At 59.6% G+C, this 19,897-nt stretch carries 18 protein-coding genes; 11 read left to right on the forward strand and 7 right to left on the reverse strand.

What is annotated here, in order from left to right:
- Positions 1 to 240 precede the first annotated feature (240 nt).
- From WDB88_RS02290 to phoB, 7 genes are all read left to right on the forward strand, one after another.
- On the forward strand, positions 241 to 936 hold the full coding sequence (locus tag WDB88_RS02290; RefSeq protein WP_339108591.1) for a CbiX/SirB N-terminal domain-containing protein: 696 nt from the start codon (positions 241 to 243) through the stop codon (positions 934 to 936).
- Between the two features lie 137 nt (positions 937 to 1,073).
- Positions 1,074 to 2,114 (forward strand): substrate-binding domain-containing protein, encoded by a 1,041-nt coding sequence (locus WDB88_RS02295; protein WP_339108592.1) that lies wholly within the window; start codon positions 1,074 to 1,076, stop codon positions 2,112 to 2,114.
- A 101-nt stretch (positions 2,115 to 2,215) separates the two neighbouring features.
- The gene (gene pstC / locus WDB88_RS02300) at positions 2,216 to 3,676 is read left to right on the forward strand and encodes a phosphate ABC transporter permease subunit PstC (RefSeq protein ID WP_339108593.1); all 1,461 of its coding nucleotides are present in this window, start codon (positions 2,216 to 2,218) and stop codon (positions 3,674 to 3,676) included.
- On the forward strand, positions 3,673 to 5,016 hold the full coding sequence (gene pstA, locus WDB88_RS02305) for a phosphate ABC transporter permease PstA (protein ID WP_339108594.1): 1,344 nt from the start codon (positions 3,673 to 3,675) through the stop codon (positions 5,014 to 5,016). Before pstC ends, pstA begins: the two co-directional genes overlap by 4 nt.
- 13 nt (positions 5,017 to 5,029) lie before the next feature.
- Positions 5,030 to 5,827 (forward strand): phosphate ABC transporter ATP-binding protein PstB, encoded by a 798-nt coding sequence (gene pstB / locus WDB88_RS02310; RefSeq protein WP_339108595.1) that lies wholly within the window; start codon positions 5,030 to 5,032, stop codon positions 5,825 to 5,827.
- A 27-nt stretch (positions 5,828 to 5,854) separates the two neighbouring features.
- Positions 5,855 to 6,568 (forward strand): phosphate signaling complex protein PhoU, encoded by a 714-nt coding sequence (gene phoU / locus WDB88_RS02315; protein WP_339108596.1) that lies wholly within the window; start codon positions 5,855 to 5,857, stop codon positions 6,566 to 6,568.
- A 1-nt stretch (position 6,569) separates the two neighbouring features.
- Positions 6,570 to 7,262: a phosphate regulon transcriptional regulator PhoB gene (gene phoB / locus WDB88_RS02320; protein ID WP_339108597.1), complete on the forward strand. Its 693-nt coding sequence runs from the start codon at positions 6,570 to 6,572 to the stop codon at positions 7,260 to 7,262.
- Here phoB and WDB88_RS02325 read toward each other — a convergent pair.
- Complete coding sequence (locus tag WDB88_RS02325) at positions 7,247 to 8,134, reverse strand: ribokinase (protein WP_339108598.1); 888 nt, start codon at positions 8,132 to 8,134, stop codon at positions 7,247 to 7,249. The genes phoB and WDB88_RS02325 overlap by 16 nt on opposite strands.
- Positions 8,135 to 8,252: 118 nt before the next feature.
- On the reverse strand, positions 8,253 to 10,511 hold the full coding sequence (locus WDB88_RS02330; protein WP_339108599.1) for an NADP-dependent malic enzyme: 2,259 nt from the start codon (positions 10,509 to 10,511) through the stop codon (positions 8,253 to 8,255).
- A gap of 121 nt (positions 10,512 to 10,632) precedes the next feature.
- On the opposite strand from WDB88_RS02330, the gene mutS reads away from it, so the two are divergent.
- Positions 10,633 to 13,269 (forward strand): DNA mismatch repair protein MutS, encoded by a 2,637-nt coding sequence (gene mutS / locus WDB88_RS02335; RefSeq protein ID WP_339108600.1) that lies wholly within the window; start codon positions 10,633 to 10,635, stop codon positions 13,267 to 13,269.
- Between the two features lie 45 nt (positions 13,270 to 13,314).
- Here mutS and grpE read toward each other — a convergent pair whose 3' ends face one another.
- A complete protein-coding gene (gene grpE, locus WDB88_RS02340) occupies positions 13,315 to 13,860 on the reverse strand; it encodes a nucleotide exchange factor GrpE (RefSeq protein ID WP_339108601.1) in 546 nt (181 codons plus the stop codon).
- 5 nt (positions 13,861 to 13,865) lie between these two features.
- A complete protein-coding gene (hrcA, locus tag WDB88_RS02345) occupies positions 13,866 to 14,927 on the reverse strand; it encodes a heat-inducible transcriptional repressor HrcA (protein WP_339108602.1) in 1,062 nt (353 codons plus the stop codon).
- Positions 14,928 to 15,052: 125 nt separating this feature from the next.
- Here hrcA and rph point away from each other — a divergent pair, with 125 nt between their 5' ends.
- The 3 genes from rph to hemW are packed head-to-tail and all read left to right on the forward strand — an operon-like array spanning position 15,053 to position 17,592.
- On the forward strand, positions 15,053 to 15,766 hold the full coding sequence (gene rph / locus WDB88_RS02350; RefSeq protein WP_339108603.1) for a ribonuclease PH: 714 nt from the start codon (positions 15,053 to 15,055) through the stop codon (positions 15,764 to 15,766).
- On the forward strand, positions 15,763 to 16,374 hold the full coding sequence (gene rdgB / locus WDB88_RS02355) for an RdgB/HAM1 family non-canonical purine NTP pyrophosphatase (RefSeq protein ID WP_339108604.1): 612 nt from the start codon (positions 15,763 to 15,765) through the stop codon (positions 16,372 to 16,374). Before rph ends, rdgB begins: the two co-directional genes overlap by 4 nt.
- 48 nt (positions 16,375 to 16,422) lie before the next feature.
- Positions 16,423 to 17,592 (forward strand): radical SAM family heme chaperone HemW, encoded by a 1,170-nt coding sequence (hemW, locus tag WDB88_RS02360; protein ID WP_339108605.1) that lies wholly within the window; start codon positions 16,423 to 16,425, stop codon positions 17,590 to 17,592.
- On the opposite strand, the gene WDB88_RS02365 is transcribed toward hemW, so the two are convergent.
- The 3 genes from WDB88_RS02365 to rsmG are packed head-to-tail and all read right to left on the reverse strand — an operon-like array spanning position 17,589 to position 19,888.
- On the reverse strand, positions 17,589 to 18,470 hold the full coding sequence (locus WDB88_RS02365; protein WP_339108606.1) for a ParB/RepB/Spo0J family partition protein: 882 nt from the start codon (positions 18,468 to 18,470) through the stop codon (positions 17,589 to 17,591). The two genes, hemW and WDB88_RS02365, sit on opposite strands and share 4 nt — an antisense overlap.
- On the reverse strand, positions 18,454 to 19,287 hold the full coding sequence (locus WDB88_RS02370) for an AAA family ATPase (RefSeq protein WP_339108607.1): 834 nt from the start codon (positions 19,285 to 19,287) through the stop codon (positions 18,454 to 18,456). The genes WDB88_RS02365 and WDB88_RS02370 overlap by 17 nt, the downstream gene beginning before the upstream one ends.
- On the reverse strand, positions 19,280 to 19,888 hold the full coding sequence (gene rsmG / locus WDB88_RS02375) for a 16S rRNA (guanine(527)-N(7))-methyltransferase RsmG (protein ID WP_339108608.1): 609 nt from the start codon (positions 19,886 to 19,888) through the stop codon (positions 19,280 to 19,282). The genes WDB88_RS02370 and rsmG overlap by 8 nt, the downstream gene beginning before the upstream one ends.
- Between the last annotated feature and the right edge of the window lie 9 nt (positions 19,889 to 19,897).

Raw genomic sequence — 19,897 nt, forward strand, 5'->3', positions numbered from 1 at the left:
CCTACCAGAACCCTCACCACCCCACGTGCACCCCTACGCACCACACGTGAAACTCTATTTGGTTCTGGCCTTCCTGGCCGGTATCTATGGGTATAAGCCAAGTTTTGCCGCAAAGCAAAAGATAATCGCTTAAAAATAGAGTATTTACAGTGTGTTAATGGAACACATACGGTTGCGCTTGCCAATCCGGCCATTCTCGAGAAAGATTGCCGGACCCCGAAGGCCTGCTATCATCACATCATGAACACCGTCATCATCGTCGCCCACGGCTCCCCCTCGGATCCGGAGCCAAAGCAAGCCGCACTGAAAGCTCTTGCGGCCAAGGTGCAGTCGTTTTGCCCCGATATCCCTGTCAAAGCCGCCACTCTGGCCAAACAGGGGGCGCTGGAAAGCGCGCTGGAGGATTGCGAAAATCCGGTGATCTATCCGTTTTTCATGGCGGAAGGCTGGTTTACCAAACGCGAAATTCCACGCCGGCTGGAAAAGATGGGCCGAAGCGCTGCGCATATGGACCCGTTCGGTATTGATCCGGCGTTGGAGGCGCTGATTCTGCAAGACAGCCTGCAGGCCGCCAAGGATGCCGGTCTGGAGCCTGCCGAAACGGATCTGATCCTTTGTGCGCACGGCTCCAAGATTGCCCGTCGTTCGAAAGACAGCGCCTATGCGATGGCGCAGAAACTACAGGCCGCGGGATCGTTCTGGCGGGTGCGCGTGGGGCTGATCGAAGAAGCCCCCTTTATCGAGACCGTCGCCAGAACAAGCCGTCAGGGCCTGTGCCTGCCTTTCTTCGCATTGCGCGCCGGTCATGTCGAAGGTGACATTCCCCATGCGCTGCGTCTGGCAGGCTTTACCGGCCCGCTTCTGGCACCGATTGGCGAGCATGCGGCGATACCCGCGCTGATTGCACGCGCCATCACGCGCTATATCGCAAATTAACTTTTTCCTGGAGTTTTTCCCGAGAACGGCCGTTTGTCATATAAGCGTTACACAACGTTCGCATAAGCGTCACAGCCGCCCTCTAGCACAAGCAGCGAGCCCATAGGGGCCCGTTTAAGATCTTCTGGGAGAGAACCATGAACACTGTTAAGCTGACGGCATCCGCCCTTGCCATCACCGTTGCCTCCACGGCAGGTGCCTTTGCGCGTGACAATATCCAAGTCGCAGGCTCGTCCACCGTTCTGCCTTACGCCTCGATCGTGGCGGAAGCTTTCGGCGAAAACTTCGATTTCCCCACTCCGGTCGTTGAATCGGGTGGCTCTTCCTCGGGTCTGAAGCGCTTCTGCGAAGGGGTCGGTGAAAACACCATCGACATCGCGAACGCCTCGCGCGCCATCAAGGACAAAGAGATCGAGACCTGCCACGCCAATGGCGTCAATGACATCATTCAGGTCCGCATCGGCTATGACGGGATCGTCTTCGCCAGCCAGAAAACCGGCCCCGAATTTACCGCCTTCCAACCGGCAGACCTCTATAACGCGCTTGGCGCCAAAGTCCTGAAAGACGGCAAGCTGGTCGATAACAGCTATGCCAAATGGTCGGATTTCAACGCCGATCTGCCGGATGTCGAGATCGCAGCCTATATCCCGGGCACCAAACACGGCACCCGTGAAGTGTTCGAAGAGAAAGTCCTCGTTCAGGGCTGCAAGGATTCCGGCGCGCTGGACGCAATGGTCTCGGGTGGCATGGACGAGAAAGACGCCGAAAAGGCCTGTATGTCGGTGCGCACCGATGGCAAATCGGTCGATATCGACGGCGATTACACCGAAACCCTCGCCCGCATCGCCTCGAACCCCGATGGCGTCGGCGTCTTCGGTCTGGCCTTCTACGAGAACAACACCGACAAGCTGAAAGTGGCCACGATGGGCGGCGTCGAACCCTCGACCGAAACCATCGCCTCGGGTGACTATCCGGTGTCGCGTCCGCTCTACTTCTACATCAAGAAGGCACATATCGGCGTGATCCCCGGACTGAAAGAATACGCGGAATTCTTCGTCTCCGACGAGATCGCAGGCCCCGATGGCCCGCTGGCACAATACGGTCTGGTCTCCGATCCGGAACTGGCAACAACCCAACAGGACGTTGCTGACGAGAAAACCATGGGATCGGGCATGTAATCTGCCCTACCCGGCTTATTCGGGGGGCGGCAGATCCTGTGCCGCCCTCTTCTTTGTTTCTCCGCCTTTCACCTTGGCATACTCAATCGATCGGAGCTGACATGCCTGCTATCTGGCTTTTGGTTATCGTGCTGGTGCTCGCGGCCCTTGGCTTCGTGCTGGGCCTTTCCCGTGCCCTGTCCTCTGCGGGGGGCGACAGCCGCATTCTCCATTCGCTCCCGAGTTATTATGGCAGCAACGTCGCGATGATGACGCTTGTGCCTGCCCTTCTGGTGCTGGCCGTCTGGCTGATCGCGCAGCCCTTCGTGGTCAATATGCAGGTCACCGCGGCCATCCCCGCGGCCACGGTTGAGGAACATGGCAATATCAGCCTGATGATGTCGGATGTGACACGTCTGGCCGAGGGGCTGGATATCGCGGTTGCCAAAGGGGCCATGACCGCCTCGGAAGCCGCCCATCTGCAAGCAGGCGGCACTCTGCGCGCGAAGATGGCAGGTCTGGGTGTGGCGCTTGGCTCGCAGGTCGATGCCCCCACACTGAAGGCCGCACAGCACTATCGCAGCCTCACCGCCACCGGCAATATGATCCGCATGGTCGTGGTGCTGGGCGTGGCCATCGGGTTCTTCCTGCTGACGCTGAAAGCCACCCATAAAGACCTGCGCGCCCGCAATATCGTGGAGCGCGGCATCAAGACGCTGCTGATTTTGGCGGCGTCCATCGCCATTCTGACTACCATCGGGATCGTACTGTCGCTGATCTTCAACACGGTGCATTTCTTCCGCCTCTATCCGGCGACGGATTTCTTCTTCGGCACCAACTGGACGCCCTCCTTCGGGGGTGGCTCGCAACTGGGCATCCTGCCGCTTCTCTGGGGCACGCTTTACATCAGCTTCATCGCGCTGGCCGTGGCCGTGCCGATTGGCCTTTTCGCCGCGATCTACCTGTCGGAATATGCGTCCAAGCCGGTGCGCGCGATTGCCAAGCCGTTGCTGGAAGTGCTCGCCGGTATCCCGACCATCGTTTACGGCCTCTTCGCGCTGCTGACCGTGGGCCCCGCCCTACAGACGGTCTTTGGCCGCGACGGGCTGGACTGGATGGGGGCGGCAAGCTCGGTGATGACCGCGGGTCTGGTGATGGGCATCATGCTGATCCCCTTCGTCTCCTCGCTGTCCGATGACATCATCAACGCCGTGCCGCAATCGCTGCGCGACGGCTCTTACGGGCTTGGTGCCACCAAATCCGAAACCATCAAACAGGTGGTCTTCCCCGCCGCCCTCCCGGGCATCATCGGGGCGATCCTTCTGGCCGCCTCGCGCGCTATCGGCGAGACGATGATCGTGGTGCTGGGGGCCGGTGCCGCCGCCCGCCTCAGCCTCAATCCCTTCGAGGCGATGACCACCGTGACCGCCAAGATCGTCAGCCAGCTGACGGGTGACGCCGATTTCGCCTCGCCCGAGGCTCTGGTGGCCTTCTCTCTGGGCATGACGCTTTTCGTCATGACCCTCGCGCTGAACATTGTCGCGCTCTACATCGTGCGCAAGTATCGGGAGCAATACGAATGACCGACGCCGCTGCAAACACCCCCGAGCGCCGCTCGATCCACCACCCCGACGCCCGCACCCGCAAACGCAACGCGCAGGAAAAACGCTTCCGTGCGATGGGGATCGGGGCCATAGGTCTGGGTCTGGTCTTTCTGGTGGTCCTTCTGTTCACCATCCTGACCAATGGCGTCTCGGCCTTCCAGCAGACATTCATCAATGTGCCGGTCTATCTGGACCCCGCGAAACTGGACAAGAAGGGCAATCGCGACCCTGCCGATATCGCCAAGGTCTCGACCTTCGGCTATGGCCCGCTGATCGAGAACGCGCTTCTGGATACGGTCCAGAAAGCAGGCATCGATACCGCGCTGACCAAAGCCAAGGATATGAAGAACCTGATCTCGGCTTCTGCCGCCAATGTGGTGCGTCAGGACGTGATCAATGACCCCTCGCTGATCGGCCAGACGCTGACCTTCAAGGTGCTCGCCTCGTCGCGCGTGGATGGCTACCTGAAAGGCCGTGTGCACCGCAACGAGATCGCTTTGGATAAAAACATCACCGTGGCGCAGCTCGACCTGACCGATGCGCTGGTCGAGGCCGGTATTGTGAAGAAACAGTTCAACTGGGACTTCATCACCGGATCGGACGCCTCGGAAAGCCGCGCCGAGCAGGCCGGTATCGGCACCTCGATAATCGGCTCGCTGTTCATGATGCTGGTGGTGCTGTTCCTGTCGCTGCCCATCGGGGTAGCAGCCTCGATCTATCTGGAAGAATTCGCGCCGCAGAACAAATGGACCGACCTGATCGAGGTGAATATCTCGAACCTCGCTGCGGTTCCTTCGATCGTCTTCGGTATCCTTGGCCTCGCGGTGTTCATCCAGTTCATGCATCTGCCGCAATCGGCGCCGCTGGTCGGTGGTCTGGTGCTGACGCTGATGACCCTGCCGACGATCATCATCTCGACCCGTGCCTCGCTGAAGGCCGTGCCGCCCTCGATCCGTGACGCCGCGCTGGGGATTGGTGCCTCGAAGATGCAATCGGTCTTCCACCATGTGCTGCCGCTGGCCATGCCCGGCATTCTGACCGGCACGATCATCGGCCTTGCGCAGGCTCTGGGCGAGACCGCGCCGCTGCTGCTGATCGGGATGATCGGCTATATCGCCTCCAACCCGCCGGATGGCATCATCGCGGGGTTCCTGTCGCCCAACTCCGCGATGCCCGCACAGATCTATGAATGGGCAAAACGCGCCGACCCCGCCTATTATGAACGGGCATGGGGGGGCATCATTATCCTCCTGGTGTTCCTGCTGACGATGAACATCATTGCAATCATCCTGCGCCGCAAATTCGAGCGCCGCTGGTAAGGGACCCACCATCATGAACGACATGAGACTGACGGAGAGAAAAGTGGACGCCAAGGATATGAAAATCCAAGCCCGTAAGGTGCAGGTCTATTACGGTGACACTCACGCCATCAAGGATGTCGATGTCGATATCCTCGACAAGACCGTCACCGCCTTTATCGGGCCGTCGGGCTGCGGGAAATCGACCTTCCTACGCACGTTGAACCGGATGAATGACACGATCGACATCTGTAAGGTCAAGGGCGAGATCCTGCTGGACGGCGAGGATATCTACGACAAGCGTGTGGACCCCGTGCAGCTGCGTGCCAAGGTGGGGATGGTGTTCCAGAAGCCCAACCCCTTCCCCAAGTCGATCTATGACAATGTGGCCTATGGCCCGCGTATCCACGGTCTGGCCAAGAACAAGGCCGATCTGGACGAGATCGTGGAACGCGCCCTGCGCGGTGCCGCCATCTGGAACGAGGTGAAGGACCGCCTTCAGGCCCCCGGCACGGGCCTTTCGGGTGGCCAGCAGCAGCGTCTGTGCATCGCGCGCGCCGTGGCGACCTCGCCCGAGGTTCTGCTGATGGACGAGCCCTGCTCGGCGCTGGACCCGATTGCCACCGGTCAGGTCGAAGAACTGATCGACGAGCTGCGCACGCAGTTCTCGGTGGTGATCGTGACGCACTCAATGCAGCAGGCGGCCCGCGTGTCGCAGCGCACTGCCTTCTTCCACCTCGGGAACCTCGTGGAATATGGCGAAACGGGCGATATTTTCACCAACCCCAAAGACCCGCGCACCGAGGCCTATATCACTGGCCGGATCGGCTAAGGGACGACAGGAAGAGAAGGATAATAAATGAGCCAAGAACATATTTCTTCCGCTTTCGACCGTGACCTGGAGGCCGTTCAGGCGCTTGTCGTGAAGATGGGCGGCATGGTTGAACAGCAGATCCTTGATGCTGCCGAAGCCCTTGAAAGCCGCGATGAAGAGCTGGCCCAACGCGTGCGCGCGCAGGATAAGGCCATCGACGCGCTTGAAGAGCAGATCAACGAGGAAGCGGCCCGCATCATTGCGCTGCGGGCGCCTGTGTCGCGCGATCTGCGTCTGACGCTGTCGGTGATCAAGATCGCGGCCAGCCTTGAACGTGCGGGTGACTACGCCAAGAATATCGCCAAGCGAACCCAGATCCTGATGGATGTGCCGGCCGTTGACGGGTCGTCGAAGGCGATCCGCCGTATGGCGCAGGCGGTCGAGGGCATGCTCAAGGATGTGCTGGATGCCTATATCCAGCGCGACCCGCAACTGGCCCGCGATGTGCGCGACCGTGATGTGGAAGTGGACCAGATGTATAACGCGCTGTTCCGCGAGTTCCTGACCTATATGATGGAAGATCCGCGCAATATCACCGGCTGCATGCATCTGCATTTCATCGCGAAGAATATCGAACGGATGGGCGACCATGCGACCTCGATCGCCGAGCAGGTGATCTATCTCGTCACCGGCGAGACCCCCGATGAAGAACGCCCGAAGCAATCGAGCGTGATACCGATGGATACGACGGAGAAGTAACATGTCCCCGGCACAACAGCCCTGTGTTCTGGTGGTCGAGGACGAATCGGCCCAGCGTGAAGTTCTTCAGTATAACCTTGAAGCCGAAGGGTTTCGCGTTGTGATGGCGGTCAATGGCGAAGAGGCGCTGTTGATGGTCAAGGAAGAGAAGCCCGACCTGATGGTGCTGGACTGGATGCTGCCCAATGTCTCGGGCATCGAGATCTGCCGCCGCGTGAAAGCCTCGGGCGACACACGGCACATCCCGATCATCATGCTCTCCGCGCGCTCGGAAGAAACCGACCGCGTGCGCGGGCTGGAGACGGGGGCCGATGACTATGTCGTCAAACCCTATTCGGTGGTTGAACTGATGGCGCGGCTGCGCACCCAGTTGCGTCGCACCCGCCCCGCCACGATGGGCGAGCGGCTGAATTTCGAGGATATCATCCTTGATAGCGCCGAGCACCGTGTCTTCCGCGATGGCCAGCCACTGAAACTGGGTCCGACCGAATTCCGCCTGCTGTCAACCTTAATGGAAAAGCCGGGCCGTGTGTGGACCCGCGACCAGCTTCTTGACCGCGTCTGGGGCCGCGACATCTATGTCGACACCCGCACCATCGACGTGCATGTGGGCCGGTTGCGCAAGGCGTTGATGGCCCACGGCGGCAATGATCCCGTGCGCACGGTGCGCGGCACCGGTTACAGCTTGGGCTGATTGTCCAGAAAATCCTCGACATCGGCACGGGTCGGAATGGCATCGGCTGTTCCCGCCCGTGTGACCTTGAGCGCAGAGGCGGCCGAAGCCAGACGCATCGCCCGTTCCCGCGTGCATCCTTCGGCCAGCGCCGCTGCCAGATAGCCCGCGAATGTATCGCCTGCCCCCGTCGTATCGACCGGTGTCACGGGAAAGGCCGGCATCACGATCAGCCCGCCGGTTTCCAGATTGTGCCAAGTAGCCCCCTGCGCGCCCTTGGTCACCACGATCTGCTTCACGGGCAACTCCTGTAAGCTAAGCCCGAAACTGGCGCAAAGAGCACGCGCCTCGCCCTCGTTCACGATCAGCAGCGAGACATAGGGCAGCACGGCACGCACAGCCGCCTCGTCAAAGGGGGCGGCGGAATAGATCACGAACAGCCCCCGCTCGGCAGCCAGTTGCGCCGCCTCGACCTGCAGGCCCGTCTCGTTCTGCAAGATCATCAGATCGCCGTCCTCGGCCTGATCCAATGCCTCGTCCAGCGCGGTTTCGGGAATGGTGCGGTTGGCTCCGGGATGAAGCACGATCGAATTCTCGCCCGCCTGATCGACATAGATGATCGCATGGCCCGAAGCCTCACGCACGATGACCACCTGCGAGCAATCGACACCGGCCTCCTCCATCCGTTCGACCATCCAGCGCCCTTCCGCCCCGATGGCCCCGATATGGCGGATCTGTGCCCCCGCACGGGCACAGGCAACCGATTGGTTGGCCCCTTTCCCCCCCAGACCGCGGTCATATCCAACGGATGCCAATGTCTCGCCCGGTTGTGGCAAATGCGGCAAGCGGTAGAAAAAATCCGCATTGATCGAGCCAAGATTGAAGATTTTCATAAAGCCCCCGAAAGATGCCAGCCCCTTGGAAGGCTACTCTTTTGCAGTCGGAAAGAACAAGGTCCGGCAAAGGGTTTCCCCCTTGCCGGACCTGTTTTGTTTTACAGTTTTGTGGCGCTTATTTCGCGCTACAGGCCGCCAGCGCCGCCATATTGACGATGTCGGACACAGTCGCGGTGGTCGAACACACCTGAATCGGATGTTCCACGCCGGTCAGGATCGGGCCGATCACGGTGGCCCCGCCCATCTCTTGCAACAGCTTGATCGAGATCGAGGCCGAGTGACGCGCGGGCATGACCAGAATATTGGCCGGACCCGACAGGCGGCAGAAGTCGTATTTCTTCATCACCGACGCATTGAGCGCCACATCCACAGCCATCTCGCCGTCATATTCGAAATCGGCGCCACGCGCGTCGAGCACCTGCGGCGCGACATGCATCTTCTGCGAGCGTTCCGACACCGGATAGCCGAAGGTCGAGAAGGAACAGAAGGCCACGCGCGGATCAAGCCCCAGCGAACGGGCAACCCCCGCTCCGGCGGTTGCGATATCGGCCAGATCGTTCTCGTCGGGCCATTCATGCACCAGCGTATCGCCCAGTAGCACGATCTTGCCCTTGTTCAGCACGGCAGTAATGCCGACGGCCCCGCTTTCCGAGGTGGCATCAACCACCTTGTTGATGCGTTCCAGCACATGGGCCGATTTGCGGGTCACACCGGTCACCAGCGCATCGCCATGACCATGCACCAGCATCAGCGCCGCAAAAACGTGACGGTCGCGGGCGGCCATCTTATAGGCATCCTCGCGGTCCACCCCCTGACGCTGCAGGCGCTTGTAGAGGAAGTCGCGATAGGCATCGAGGTGCTTGGTATTGGCGGCATTCACCACGGTCAGCTCGCGGAAGGCATCGCCAAGACCTGCGCTTTCCAGATTTTCGCGCACCTCGTTCTCGCGGCCCACCACAATAGAGGTGCCGGTACCGGACCGCTGGTATTGCACGGCCGCGCGCAGCACGCGCAGATCATCGCCCTCGGCAAAGATCATACGGGCCTGCGCCTTGCGCGCACGGGCATGGATCGACTGCAGGATCGTCGCGGTCGGGTCCATACGGGCCCTCAGGCTATGGACATAGGCCTCCATATCGATGATCGGACGACGCGCCACACCCGTCTCCATACCGGCTTTGGCCACCGCAGGCGGGATCACATGGATCAGACGCGGGTCGAAGGGCGTGGGGATGATATAGTCGCGCCCGAAAGACAGCTTGCGGCCATAGGCCATTGCCACCTCATCCGGCACGTCCTCGCGGGCGAGTTTCGCCAGCGCCTCGGCACAGGCGATCTTCATCTCGTCATTGATCGCGCGGGCATGGATATCGAGCGCCCCGCGGAACAGATAGGGGAAGCCCAGCACGTTATTGACCTGGTTCGGATAATCCGAACGGCCCGTCGCCACGATCGCATCCTCGCGGACCTCATGGGCCTCTTCGGGGGTGATCTCGGGGTCGGGGTTGGCCATCGCGAAGATGACCGGATTATCGGCCATCGATTTCACCATATCCTGCGTCACAGCGCCCTTGGCCGAGACACCAAGGAACACATCCGCCCCTTCCATCGCATCTTCCAGCGTCCGCGCCGTGGTCTCGATCGCATGAGCCGATTTCCACTGGTTCATGCCCTCGGTGCGACCTTTATAGATCACGCCCTTGGTGTCGCACATGATGCAGTTCTCGTTACGCGCGCCCATCGTCTTGATGAGTTCAAGGCAGGCGATACCTGCCGCACCGGCGCCATTGAGCACGATCTTGCAGTCCTCGATCTTCTTGCCCGAAATCTCGAGCGCGTTCAGAAGGCCCGCCGCACAGATCACCGCCGTGCCGTGCTGGTCATCATGGAACACCGGAATATCCATCTGTTCCTTCAGCGCCTGTTCGATGATGAAACATTCGGGCGCTTTGATGTCTTCAAGGTTGATGCCGCCGAAAGTCGGCTCCATCAGCTTGACGGCCTTGATGATCTCGTCGGCCTCCATCGTATCCAGTTCGATATCGACGGCATTCACATCGGCGAATTTCTTGAACAGAACCGCCTTGCCTTCCATCACGGGCTTGGACGCCAGCGCGCCAAGATTACCCAGCCCCAGAATGGCCGACCCATTCGAGATAACGGCAACCATATTGCCTTTGACCGTGTAGTCATAAGCGGTCTCGGGGTTCTCGGCGATGGCTTCCACCGGAACCGCCACCCCCGGGCTATAGGCCAGCGACAGGTCGCGCTGGGTGGTCATGGGGGTGGTCGGGGTAATTTCGAATTTCCCCGGCGTGGGCTCCAAGTGATAGCTCAGAGCTTCTTCACGGGTGATTTTGTTCTTTCCGGACATGTGGGCCGATATCCTTCTTGCAAGTCACAATCTTCTTAGCCGCTTGGGGCCTGCGTCTCAATAGATTGCGGGCCGGCTTCGCCTTTTGTAGGGTCCGCCACGAGCAAACAGGGGGCAACCGATGGCAAAGCCGACCGTCACACCGATGATGGAACAATATCTGGGGATCAAAGACGCCAATCCGGGGGCTTTGCTGTTCTACCGCATGGGCGATTTCTACGAGATGTTCTTTCAGGATGCGGTCGAGGCGGCTGCGGCGCTCGATATCGCGCTGACCAAGCGCGGCAGCCATGAGGGCGAAGAGATCCCGATGTGCGGCGTGCCCGTCCATGCCGCCGAGGGCTACCTGCTGACGCTGATCCGTAAGGGATTTCGCGTGGCGATTGCCGAACAGCTCGAAGATCCCGCCGAGGCCAAGAAGCGCGGCTATAAATCGGTCGTCAAACGCGATGTCGTGCGGCTGGTCACCCCCGGCACCCTGACCGAGGAAAGCCTTCTGGAAGCGCGGCGCCACAATTTCCTTGCGGCCTATTCCGCCCTGCGGGATGAGGGCGCGCTGGCATGGGTCGATATCTCGACCGGTGAATTCCGTGTGATGGCCTGTGCGCCTACGCGTCTGGGACCGGAACTGGCCCGCCTGACACCACGCGAGGTGCTGGTGTCGGATAGCGGCGAAGAGGCCTTCCGCGAGGTGATCGAGGATGTGAGGGCCGCCGTGACCCCCTTGGCGCGGGCGGTGTTTGACAGTGCCTCGGGTGAACAGAAGCTGCGCGATCTCTATCAGGTGGGCTCGCTTGAGGCCTTTGGCAGTTTCACCCGTGCCGAGCTTTCGGCCATGGGCGCGATTGTCGACTACCTCGACCTGACCCAACGCGGCAAACTGCCACTTCTGCGCCGCCCCCAGCGCGAAGAGGCAGGCACCATCGTGCAGATCGACGCCTCGACGCGGCGCAATCTGGAACTGACACAGGCTCTGTCAGGCGGGCGTGAAGGGTCTTTGCTGAACGTTATCGACCGCACTGTGACGGCGGGTGGGGCGCGTCTGCTGGAACGTCGCGTGGCGGCCCCCTCGCGCGATCTGGCGCAGATCCATGCCCGCCATGACACGGTGGCGTTTCTCGTGGAACAGACCCGTTTTACCGAAGACCTGCGGTCTGATCTGAAGCGCTGCCCCGATATGGACCGCGCCCTGTCGCGGCTGGCGCTGGACCGCGGCGGCCCGCGCGATATGGCCGCGATCCGCAATGGCTTAGGTCAGGCGGGCGGGCTTTATGATGTGATCACAGGCTCTGAGGCTCCGCGTTTGTTACAGGATGCGGCGCAGGCACTACAGGGCCATGATGCGCTGGTGGCGCTGCTGGATGCCGCCCTGATTGCCGAGCCGCCGCTGCTGGCGCGTGATGGCGGGTTTATCGCGCAGGGCTATGATGAGGAACTCGACGAAACGCGCCGCCTGCGCGACGAGGGGCGCGGCGTGATTGCGGGTATGCAGGCCGGATTTGTCGAGGAAACCGGCATTTCGAGCCTGAAGATCAAGCATAACAACGTGCTGGGCTATTTCATCGAATGCACCTCGACCCATGCCGAGAAGATGCTGTCGCCGCCCCTGTCCGAGAAATTCATCCATCGTCAGACCACCGCCAATCAGGTGCGTTTCACCACCGTAGAGCTGTCAGAGCTGGAAACGCGCATCCATAATGCCGGTGCGCGGGCGCTGGAGATCGAAAAGCGGCTCTATGACAGGCTGAAAGCCGCGATCATGGATCAGGCAGGGCCGATCGGCGAAGCGTCGCGTGCGCTGGCCAAGATTGATCTGGGCTGTGCTTTTGCCGACCTGGCGCGCTCGGGTGACTGGGTCCGCCCCGAGATCGACAGCTCCCGCGCGTTTGAAATCACCGCAGGGCGGCATCCGGTGGTGGAACATGCGCTCAAGCGCTCGGGCACGCCGTTTATCGCCAATGATTGCGGGCTGACCAAAGACAGCACGCCTGCGATCTGGCTGCTGACCGGCCCGAATATGGCGGGTAAATCGACCTTCCTGCGGCAGAATGCGATCATCGCGCTACTGGCGCAGGCGGGCAGCTTTGTGCCTGCGGAACGGGCGCATATCGGGCTGGTGAGCCAGCTGTTTTCCCGTGTGGGGGCCGCCGATGATCTGGCGCGGGGGCGCTCGACCTTCATGGTCGAGATGGTCGAAACCGCAGCGATCCTCAATCAGGCCGATGACCGTGCGCTGGTGATTTTGGACGAGATCGGGCGCGGCACCGCCACCTATGACGGGCTGTCGATTGCTTGGGCGGTGATGGAGCATCTACATGCCACCAACCGCTGCCGTGCCCTTTTTGCGACCCATTACCACGAGATGACCGCGCTTTCCGCCAAATTGGACGGGGTGGAAAATGCGACCGTCAGCGTGAAGGAACATGCGGGCGATGTGATCTTCCTGCATGAGGTGAAGAAGGGTGCGGCAGACCGGTCCTACGGGGTGCAGGTCGCGCGCTTAGCGGGTCTGCCCGATAGCGTGGTATCACGCGCGAAATCGGTGCTGGATATGCTGGAAAAAGGCGACCGTGACAGCGGTGCCAAGAAACAGATGCTGATTGATGATCTGCCGCTTTTCGCCTCTGCGCCGCCGCCTGCGCCAGTGCCGCAAGGCCCCAGCCCGCTGGAAGAACGCCTGAGCGGGATCAATCCCGATGACCTGTCCCCGCGCGAGGCGCTACAGGCGCTTTATGAGCTGCGCGAGATGCTGAAATGACAAAGGGGGCCAAGCGGCCCCCTTTTCAATGCGTCACGTGAAACATCACTTCGGCGTCGAGCTGACACCGACCTTGGCCGGACGCAGCAGACGGTCGTGGATCATAAAGCCCACATCCATCACCTGAATGATGTCGCCCGCCACGGTGTTCGGCACGGGGGCTTCGAACATCGCTTCGTGATGGGTCGGGTCGAATTTGTCACCCACCTGCGGCGCGATCTGGTTGATACCGTGCTTTTCGAAGACGTTCAGCAACTCGCGCTGGGTCAGTTCGACGCCCTCGATCAGCGCCTCGGCTTTTTCGCGCAGCTCGTCCGAGATAGCGTTCAGCGCACGCTGCATATTGTCGAAAACCGGCAGCATGTCGCGGGCCAGACGCGACCCACCGTAATTTTCGGCATCGCGGCGTTCTTTATCGGCACGCTTGCGCGAATTCTCGGCATCGGCCAATGCGCGCATCCAGCGGTCGCGCAGCTCGTCGCGTTCGGCACGCAGGGCTTCAAGCTCGCCCTCGCCTTCGTTCATGATGTCTTCGAACGTCTCGTCGAGATGAACCTGATCTTCGCTCATTTCGTCTTTTTTGTCGCTCATGCGTTTCATCCTTTGCCCCGGCCCGACAGCATCCGCCCGACCAGTTGCGCTGTATAGTCCACGATCGGCACGATCCGCCCGTAATTCAGCCGTGTCGGGCCGATGACGCCAATCGCACCGATTATCTTTCGATCAGCGTTCATATAGGGACTTACCACCAGAGAGGAACCCGAAAGTGAAAAAAGCTTGTTCTCGGAGCCAATAAAAATGCGCACACCGTCCCCGTCCTGCGCCAGATCGAGAAATTCCGCGATGTCACGCTTGCGTTCCAGATCATCAAACAAGGTGCGGATACGGTCGAGATCGGAGATCTGCTCCAGAAGATTCGACTGTCCGCGCACGATCAGGCGTTCGTAAGAGGTGCCCTTGTCCTCCCATTCGGCCAGCCCCTGCTCGACCAGATCAGCCGCCAGCGTGTCCAGCTCGGCACGGCGGTTTCTGATTTCATCGGCCATCACGTGGCGCAGCTCGGTCAGGGTGCGCCCCTCGGCCAGCGAGTTGATGAAATTCGCCGCCTCCCGTAGCGAGGATGGCGTCTGGCCGGGCGGCGGTGTGAAGACACGGTTTTCGACCTGACCATTGGCAAAAACCAGCACCACCAGCGCACGGTCGGGCGCAAGGCCCACAAATTCGATGTGTTTGATCGGCGCTTCCTGCTTGGGCGACAGAACAAGGCTCGCCCCATGCGTCATTCCCGACAGTGCCGAGCCGACGCGGTCCATCAGATTGCCTAGATCGGGATCATTGCCGCCAACGCTGGCATCCAGCGCCGCGCGGTCCTCGGCCCCCAATGTGCCGACCTCCATGAAACCGTCGACAAACATCCGCAGCCCCATCTGCGTCGGCACCCGCCCCGCCGAAATATGCGGGCTGTCCAGCAGACCGAGGAATTCGAGATCGTTCATCACATTGCGGATGGTTGCCGCCGAAAGCTTTTCGCTCATCATGCGGGTCAGGCTACGCGAGCCGACCGGATCGCCGGTTTCCAGATAGCCCTCGACCACGCGGCGGAATACCTCGCGCGAGCGGTCATTCAGCTCTGTCAGGGTCTGTTTTTGCTCTGTCATGGTCTCAAAACTCCTGAGCCGCAGTAAACGGGTTGCGAGAGCGATCGTCAATCTGTCCTGAGCCCTTGCATCATACGAGGAAGGCGCGCAAATGGGGCAGGACGATTTACACCAAAGGAGCGGATATGCGGCCCTCAGGACGGAACCTCAACGAAATGCGCAAGGTCACTATCGAGACCGGTGTTACCAAACATGCCGAAGGGTCCTGCCTGATCAAGGTGGGCGACACCCACGTGCTATGCACCGCAACCATCGAAGACCGCGCGCCGTCGTTCCTGAAAAATACCGGTCTTGGCTGGGTAACGGCGGAATATGGCATGCTACCCCGCGCCACCCATTCGCGCACCCGTCGCGAGGCCGCCGCTGGCAAACAGGGTGGCCGCACCGTCGAGATCCAGCGCCTGATCGGTCGGGCCTTGCGTGCAGGGCTTGACCGGAGCGCCCTTGGCGAGCGGCAGATCGTGATTGACTGCGATGTCATTCAGGCCGATGGCGGCACGCGCTGCGCCTCGATCACCGGTGGCTGGGTGGCGCTGCGTCTTGCCACCAACAAACTGCTGGCCAAGGGGATCATCACCTCCGATCCGCTGATCGACCATGTGGCGGCTGTCTCCTGCGGGATCTATGCGGGCCAGAATGTCTGCGACCTCGATTATGCCGAGGATAGCGAGGCCGGTGTGGACGGCAATTTCATCATGACCGGCAAGGGTAAGCTGATCGAGGTACAAATGTCGGCAGAAGGCTCTACCTATACCCGCGATCAGATGAACCAGCTGATGGATCTTGCCGAAAGCGGGATTGCAGAACTGGTTGCCGCACAGAAGGACGCTATTGGATGAGAAAATTCACAGAGAAAAAACTGCTTGTCGCGACCCATAACGCCGGCAAGCTGGAAGAAATATCGGAACTTCTGAAACCCTATGGCATCGAATGCGTAGGTGCCGCCGAACTGGATCTTCCCGTGCCGGACGAGACGGAAACCACCTTTGTCGGCAATGCACGGATCAAGGCCCATGCCGCCGCCAAAGCCACCGGCCTGCCCGCGCTGTCGGACGATAGCGGCATCGAGGTGGATTGTCTGGGCGGGGCGCCCGGTGTCTATACCGCCGATTGGGCAGAGACCCCCAATGGCCGCGATTTCAAGATGGCGATGGAAAAGACATGGGCCGAGTGCGAAAAATCCGGCGCTGACCGGCCACGCACGGCCCGGTTCTGCTCGACCCTCGTTCTGGCATGGCCGGACGGGCATGACGAGGTCTTCGAAGGCATCTGCGAGGGTCATCTTGTCTGGCCTATGCGCGGCGAACAGGGGCATGGCTATGACCCGATGTTCCAGCCGCAAGGCTCGAGCCATACCTTCGCCGAGATGAGCCACGAGCGCAAAAACCAGTTGTCGCATCGCGCGGCCGCCTTCAAGAAACTGACCGAGGCTTTCGAGCCTGCCTGACCTGTTGTGCCACGTGAAACACGTGGCACCCACCACCGGAGTGCGCCCATGACGACTGCTATTGAAGATTGGCGCGCCGGAGGGTTCGGACTTTACATCCATTGGCCATTCTGCGCCGCAAAATGTCCCTATTGCGATTTCAATTCCCATGTCACGGCCTCTATCGACCAGAAAGTCTGGGCCGAGGCCTATCTATCGGAAATCGACCGTCTCGCAGGTGAAACCGGGGGCCGTGTGCTGAACACGGTGTTTTTCGGTGGCGGCACGCCGTCGCTGATGGATCCGGATGTGGTTGACGCCATTCTGACCCGCGTGCGCAAAAGCTGGCGCATGTCGAATGATCTCGAGATCACGCTGGAGGCGAACCCCACGAGCATCGAAGCGGGTCGCTTCAGAGCCTATTCCGAAGCGGGCGTTAACCGTGTGTCGATGGGCATGCAGGCCATGAACGATGCCGATCTGCGTAAACTGGGGCGGATGCATTCGGTTGCGGAAGGCCGCAAAGCCTTTGATATCGCGCGTTCCGTCTTTGATCGCGTGAGCTTCGATCTGATCTATGCACGACAAGACCAGACCCTGTCCGACTGGCGCAAAGAGCTCTCGGAGGCGCTGTCGATGGCGATTGACCACCTTTCGCTTTATCAACTGACAGTTGAGGAAGGCACTGTTTTCGGTGCACGGGCAGAGCGTGGACTTCTGAAGGGATTGCCCGATGATGACAGTGCTGCGGATATGTATCTGCTGACACAAGATATAGCGGAATCGGCCGGTTTTCCGGCCTATGAAGTGTCTAACCATGCGAAAGAAGGCTCTGAAAGCCGGCATAACCTGATTTACTGGCGCTATGGTGACTATGCCGGTATCGGTCCAGGCGCACATGGTCGTTTGACCCATGATGGGATCCGCCATGCGACGGACACCCTCAAACAACCCGGTGCATGGATAGATCAGGTCCGCAAAACGGGGTCTGGCGAGCTTTCCCGCGAGGCTCTGCCGCGCAGTGAGGAAGTGATTGAATTCCTGCTGTTCGGCATGCGGCTTCAGGAGGGTCTGGATGTGACACGCTACGAAGCACTAAGCGGCGCGCAACTGCCACAGGATCGCATCGCCTATCTTGTCGATATCGGCATGTTAGAGACGGATCAAACGAAAATCCGCGCCACCCGTGAAGGTCGCGCGGTTCTCAATGCGGTTATCCGTGAACTGATGCCGGATTAAAGTTTTGTCAGCATCTGACAGATTGCATCAAGCTGCTCGAGATCTTTATAGCTGAGAACAACCGTCCCGCCCTCTTCGCCTCTATGATTGATCTCGACCTTCATGCCGATTGTCGCGGAAAGATCGGCTTCCAGCGCACGAGTATCCGCATCCTTTTCAATCACAGGGCGGTTTTTCGGCTTTTTCTCGGCTGTCGGAGACTTGGCCTTACGCTCGACTTCGCGAACCGAAAGACCTTTTGACACCGCTTCTTTCGCCAAACCGATCGGATCGTCGGCGGTAATCATTGCGCGCGCATGACCGGCGGTCAGACGCCCGTCGCGCAAATATTCCTGAACTTCGTCGGGCAGATTGAGAAGGCGCAAAAGATTCGCAATATGGCTGCGGCTTTTCGAAAGAGCCTCGGCCACCTTTTCCTGCGTATGACCGAAACGATCCATCAACTGGCGATAGCTCAGCGCCTCTTCCAGAGGATTGAGGTCTGCACGCTGAATGTTCTCGATAATGGCGACTTCAAGAACTTCGGTGTCGTTGAAATCCCGAATAATGACCGGAAGCTCGTGCAACTGCGCCAGTTGCGACGCCCGCCAGCGGCGTTCCCCCGCAACGATCTCGTACATATCGCTTTTAGAAGGATGCACCCTGACGATGAGCGGCTGAATGACACCCTTCTCACGAATAGAATCCGCCAGCTCCTGAAGCGCCTGCTCGTCGAAATGACGGCGCGGCTGTTCGGGATTGGGTTCGATCTTCTCGATCGGGATGAAACTTTCGGGACGACGCGGCACCGTATTATCCTGGTTCGGTTCAATATTTACATCAGCCATCAGGGCACTCAATCCGCGCCCCAACCCCCGGCGTTCAGGCTTCTTGCTCATGTGCCCCCCTGCGATTTGCGCCTTCGTGGCGCTCCAATAATTCTTTTGCAAGAGCACGATAGGCTTTCGCCCCGCGTGACCCGCTATCATAATGCAAAACGGATTGCGCATAAGACGGCGCTTCAGAGATCCGGACATTGCGCGGAATCATCGTTTTGAAGACGATTTCGCCCAAAGTCGCCCGTGCATCGGCTTCGACCAGCTGCGAGAGGTTGTTACGGACATCATACATGGTGAGAACGACCCCCTCGATGCGCAAATTCGGGTTCGCGCCCTGCCGCACCTCTCGAACACTCAGCATCAGCTGCGATAGACCCTCAAGTGCGAAAAATTCGGCCTGAAGCGGCACAAGCACGGAATCTGCTGCCACCATCGCATTAACCGTCAGAAGACTTAAGGACGGCGGGCAATCAATCAGGATATAATCCAGTTCAAGATCATTGATGTCTTCGGAACGTAGCGCCTTCTGAAGCAGGAAGCTGCGCTGATCGGCATCATGGAGTTCCATATCGGCAGAGGCCAGATCAGTTGTTGCAGGACTGAGCCACAGGCCGTCCCATTGCGTTTTGACAACAATATCACCAACGTCTGCCTCCCCCGTCAGCAGATCATAGGTGCTGTAATCACGATCTTCGAGTTCCAACCCAAGCCCGGTCGATGCGTTTCCCTGCGGATCAAGATCAACCACAAGAACACGGCAGCCCTGCTCGATCAGTGCGCTGGCAAGGTTGATCGCCGTAGTGGTTTTTCCTACGCCACCCTTCTGGTTGGTCACCGCAATAATACGCGGCGCCTTTATCAAGGAACGGTCAGACACGCTCTGCTCCTGAGATTTTTAGTATTGTTGCATCTGGATCTGTGTTGCTTCTAAAAGCTTCATATTTGAAGGTCCATGACTTTTGCGCCTCGAGCACTTCACTTTTCCAATTCACCCCTTTCGGGAAAAGGAAAATAGCATTTTCACGCTGGTGGTAGGTTGAGAAGTCAAGAAGCATGTCAAGGGCAGCCAAGGCCCGCGCTGAAATAACATCGGCTTGTAACGAAGGGATATCCAGAATTCTCTGGCTGTGAACCTGCGCCGAAATAGACAACTCGCGAATGCAAGTCATCAGAAATGCGCATTTGCGCTGATCGCTCTCAACAAGATGCACCTGAGCTGCCGGATTATGTTGGGCCGCCAAAATTGCCACAACTATCCCCGGTAGACCGCCGCCAGATCCCAAATCGACCCAGCGCTTCCATGATAGCGTCGGGTCATAAATTTGAATAGAATCTGCCAGATGCCGTTTCTGAAACTGCGATATCGTCGATTTCGCCACAAGATTGATCGCAGGATTCCACTTTTTGACCAGCGCTTCATAAATTTCGAAACGCTCGATTGTTTCACGTGAAACATCAATGAGGAAATTAGGCTCCATAGCTGCGCC

Source organism: Thioclava sp. GXIMD4216 (assembly GCF_037949285.1).
In the GTDB taxonomy this organism is placed as follows: Bacteria; Pseudomonadota; Alphaproteobacteria; order Rhodobacterales; family Rhodobacteraceae; genus Thioclava; species Thioclava litoralis.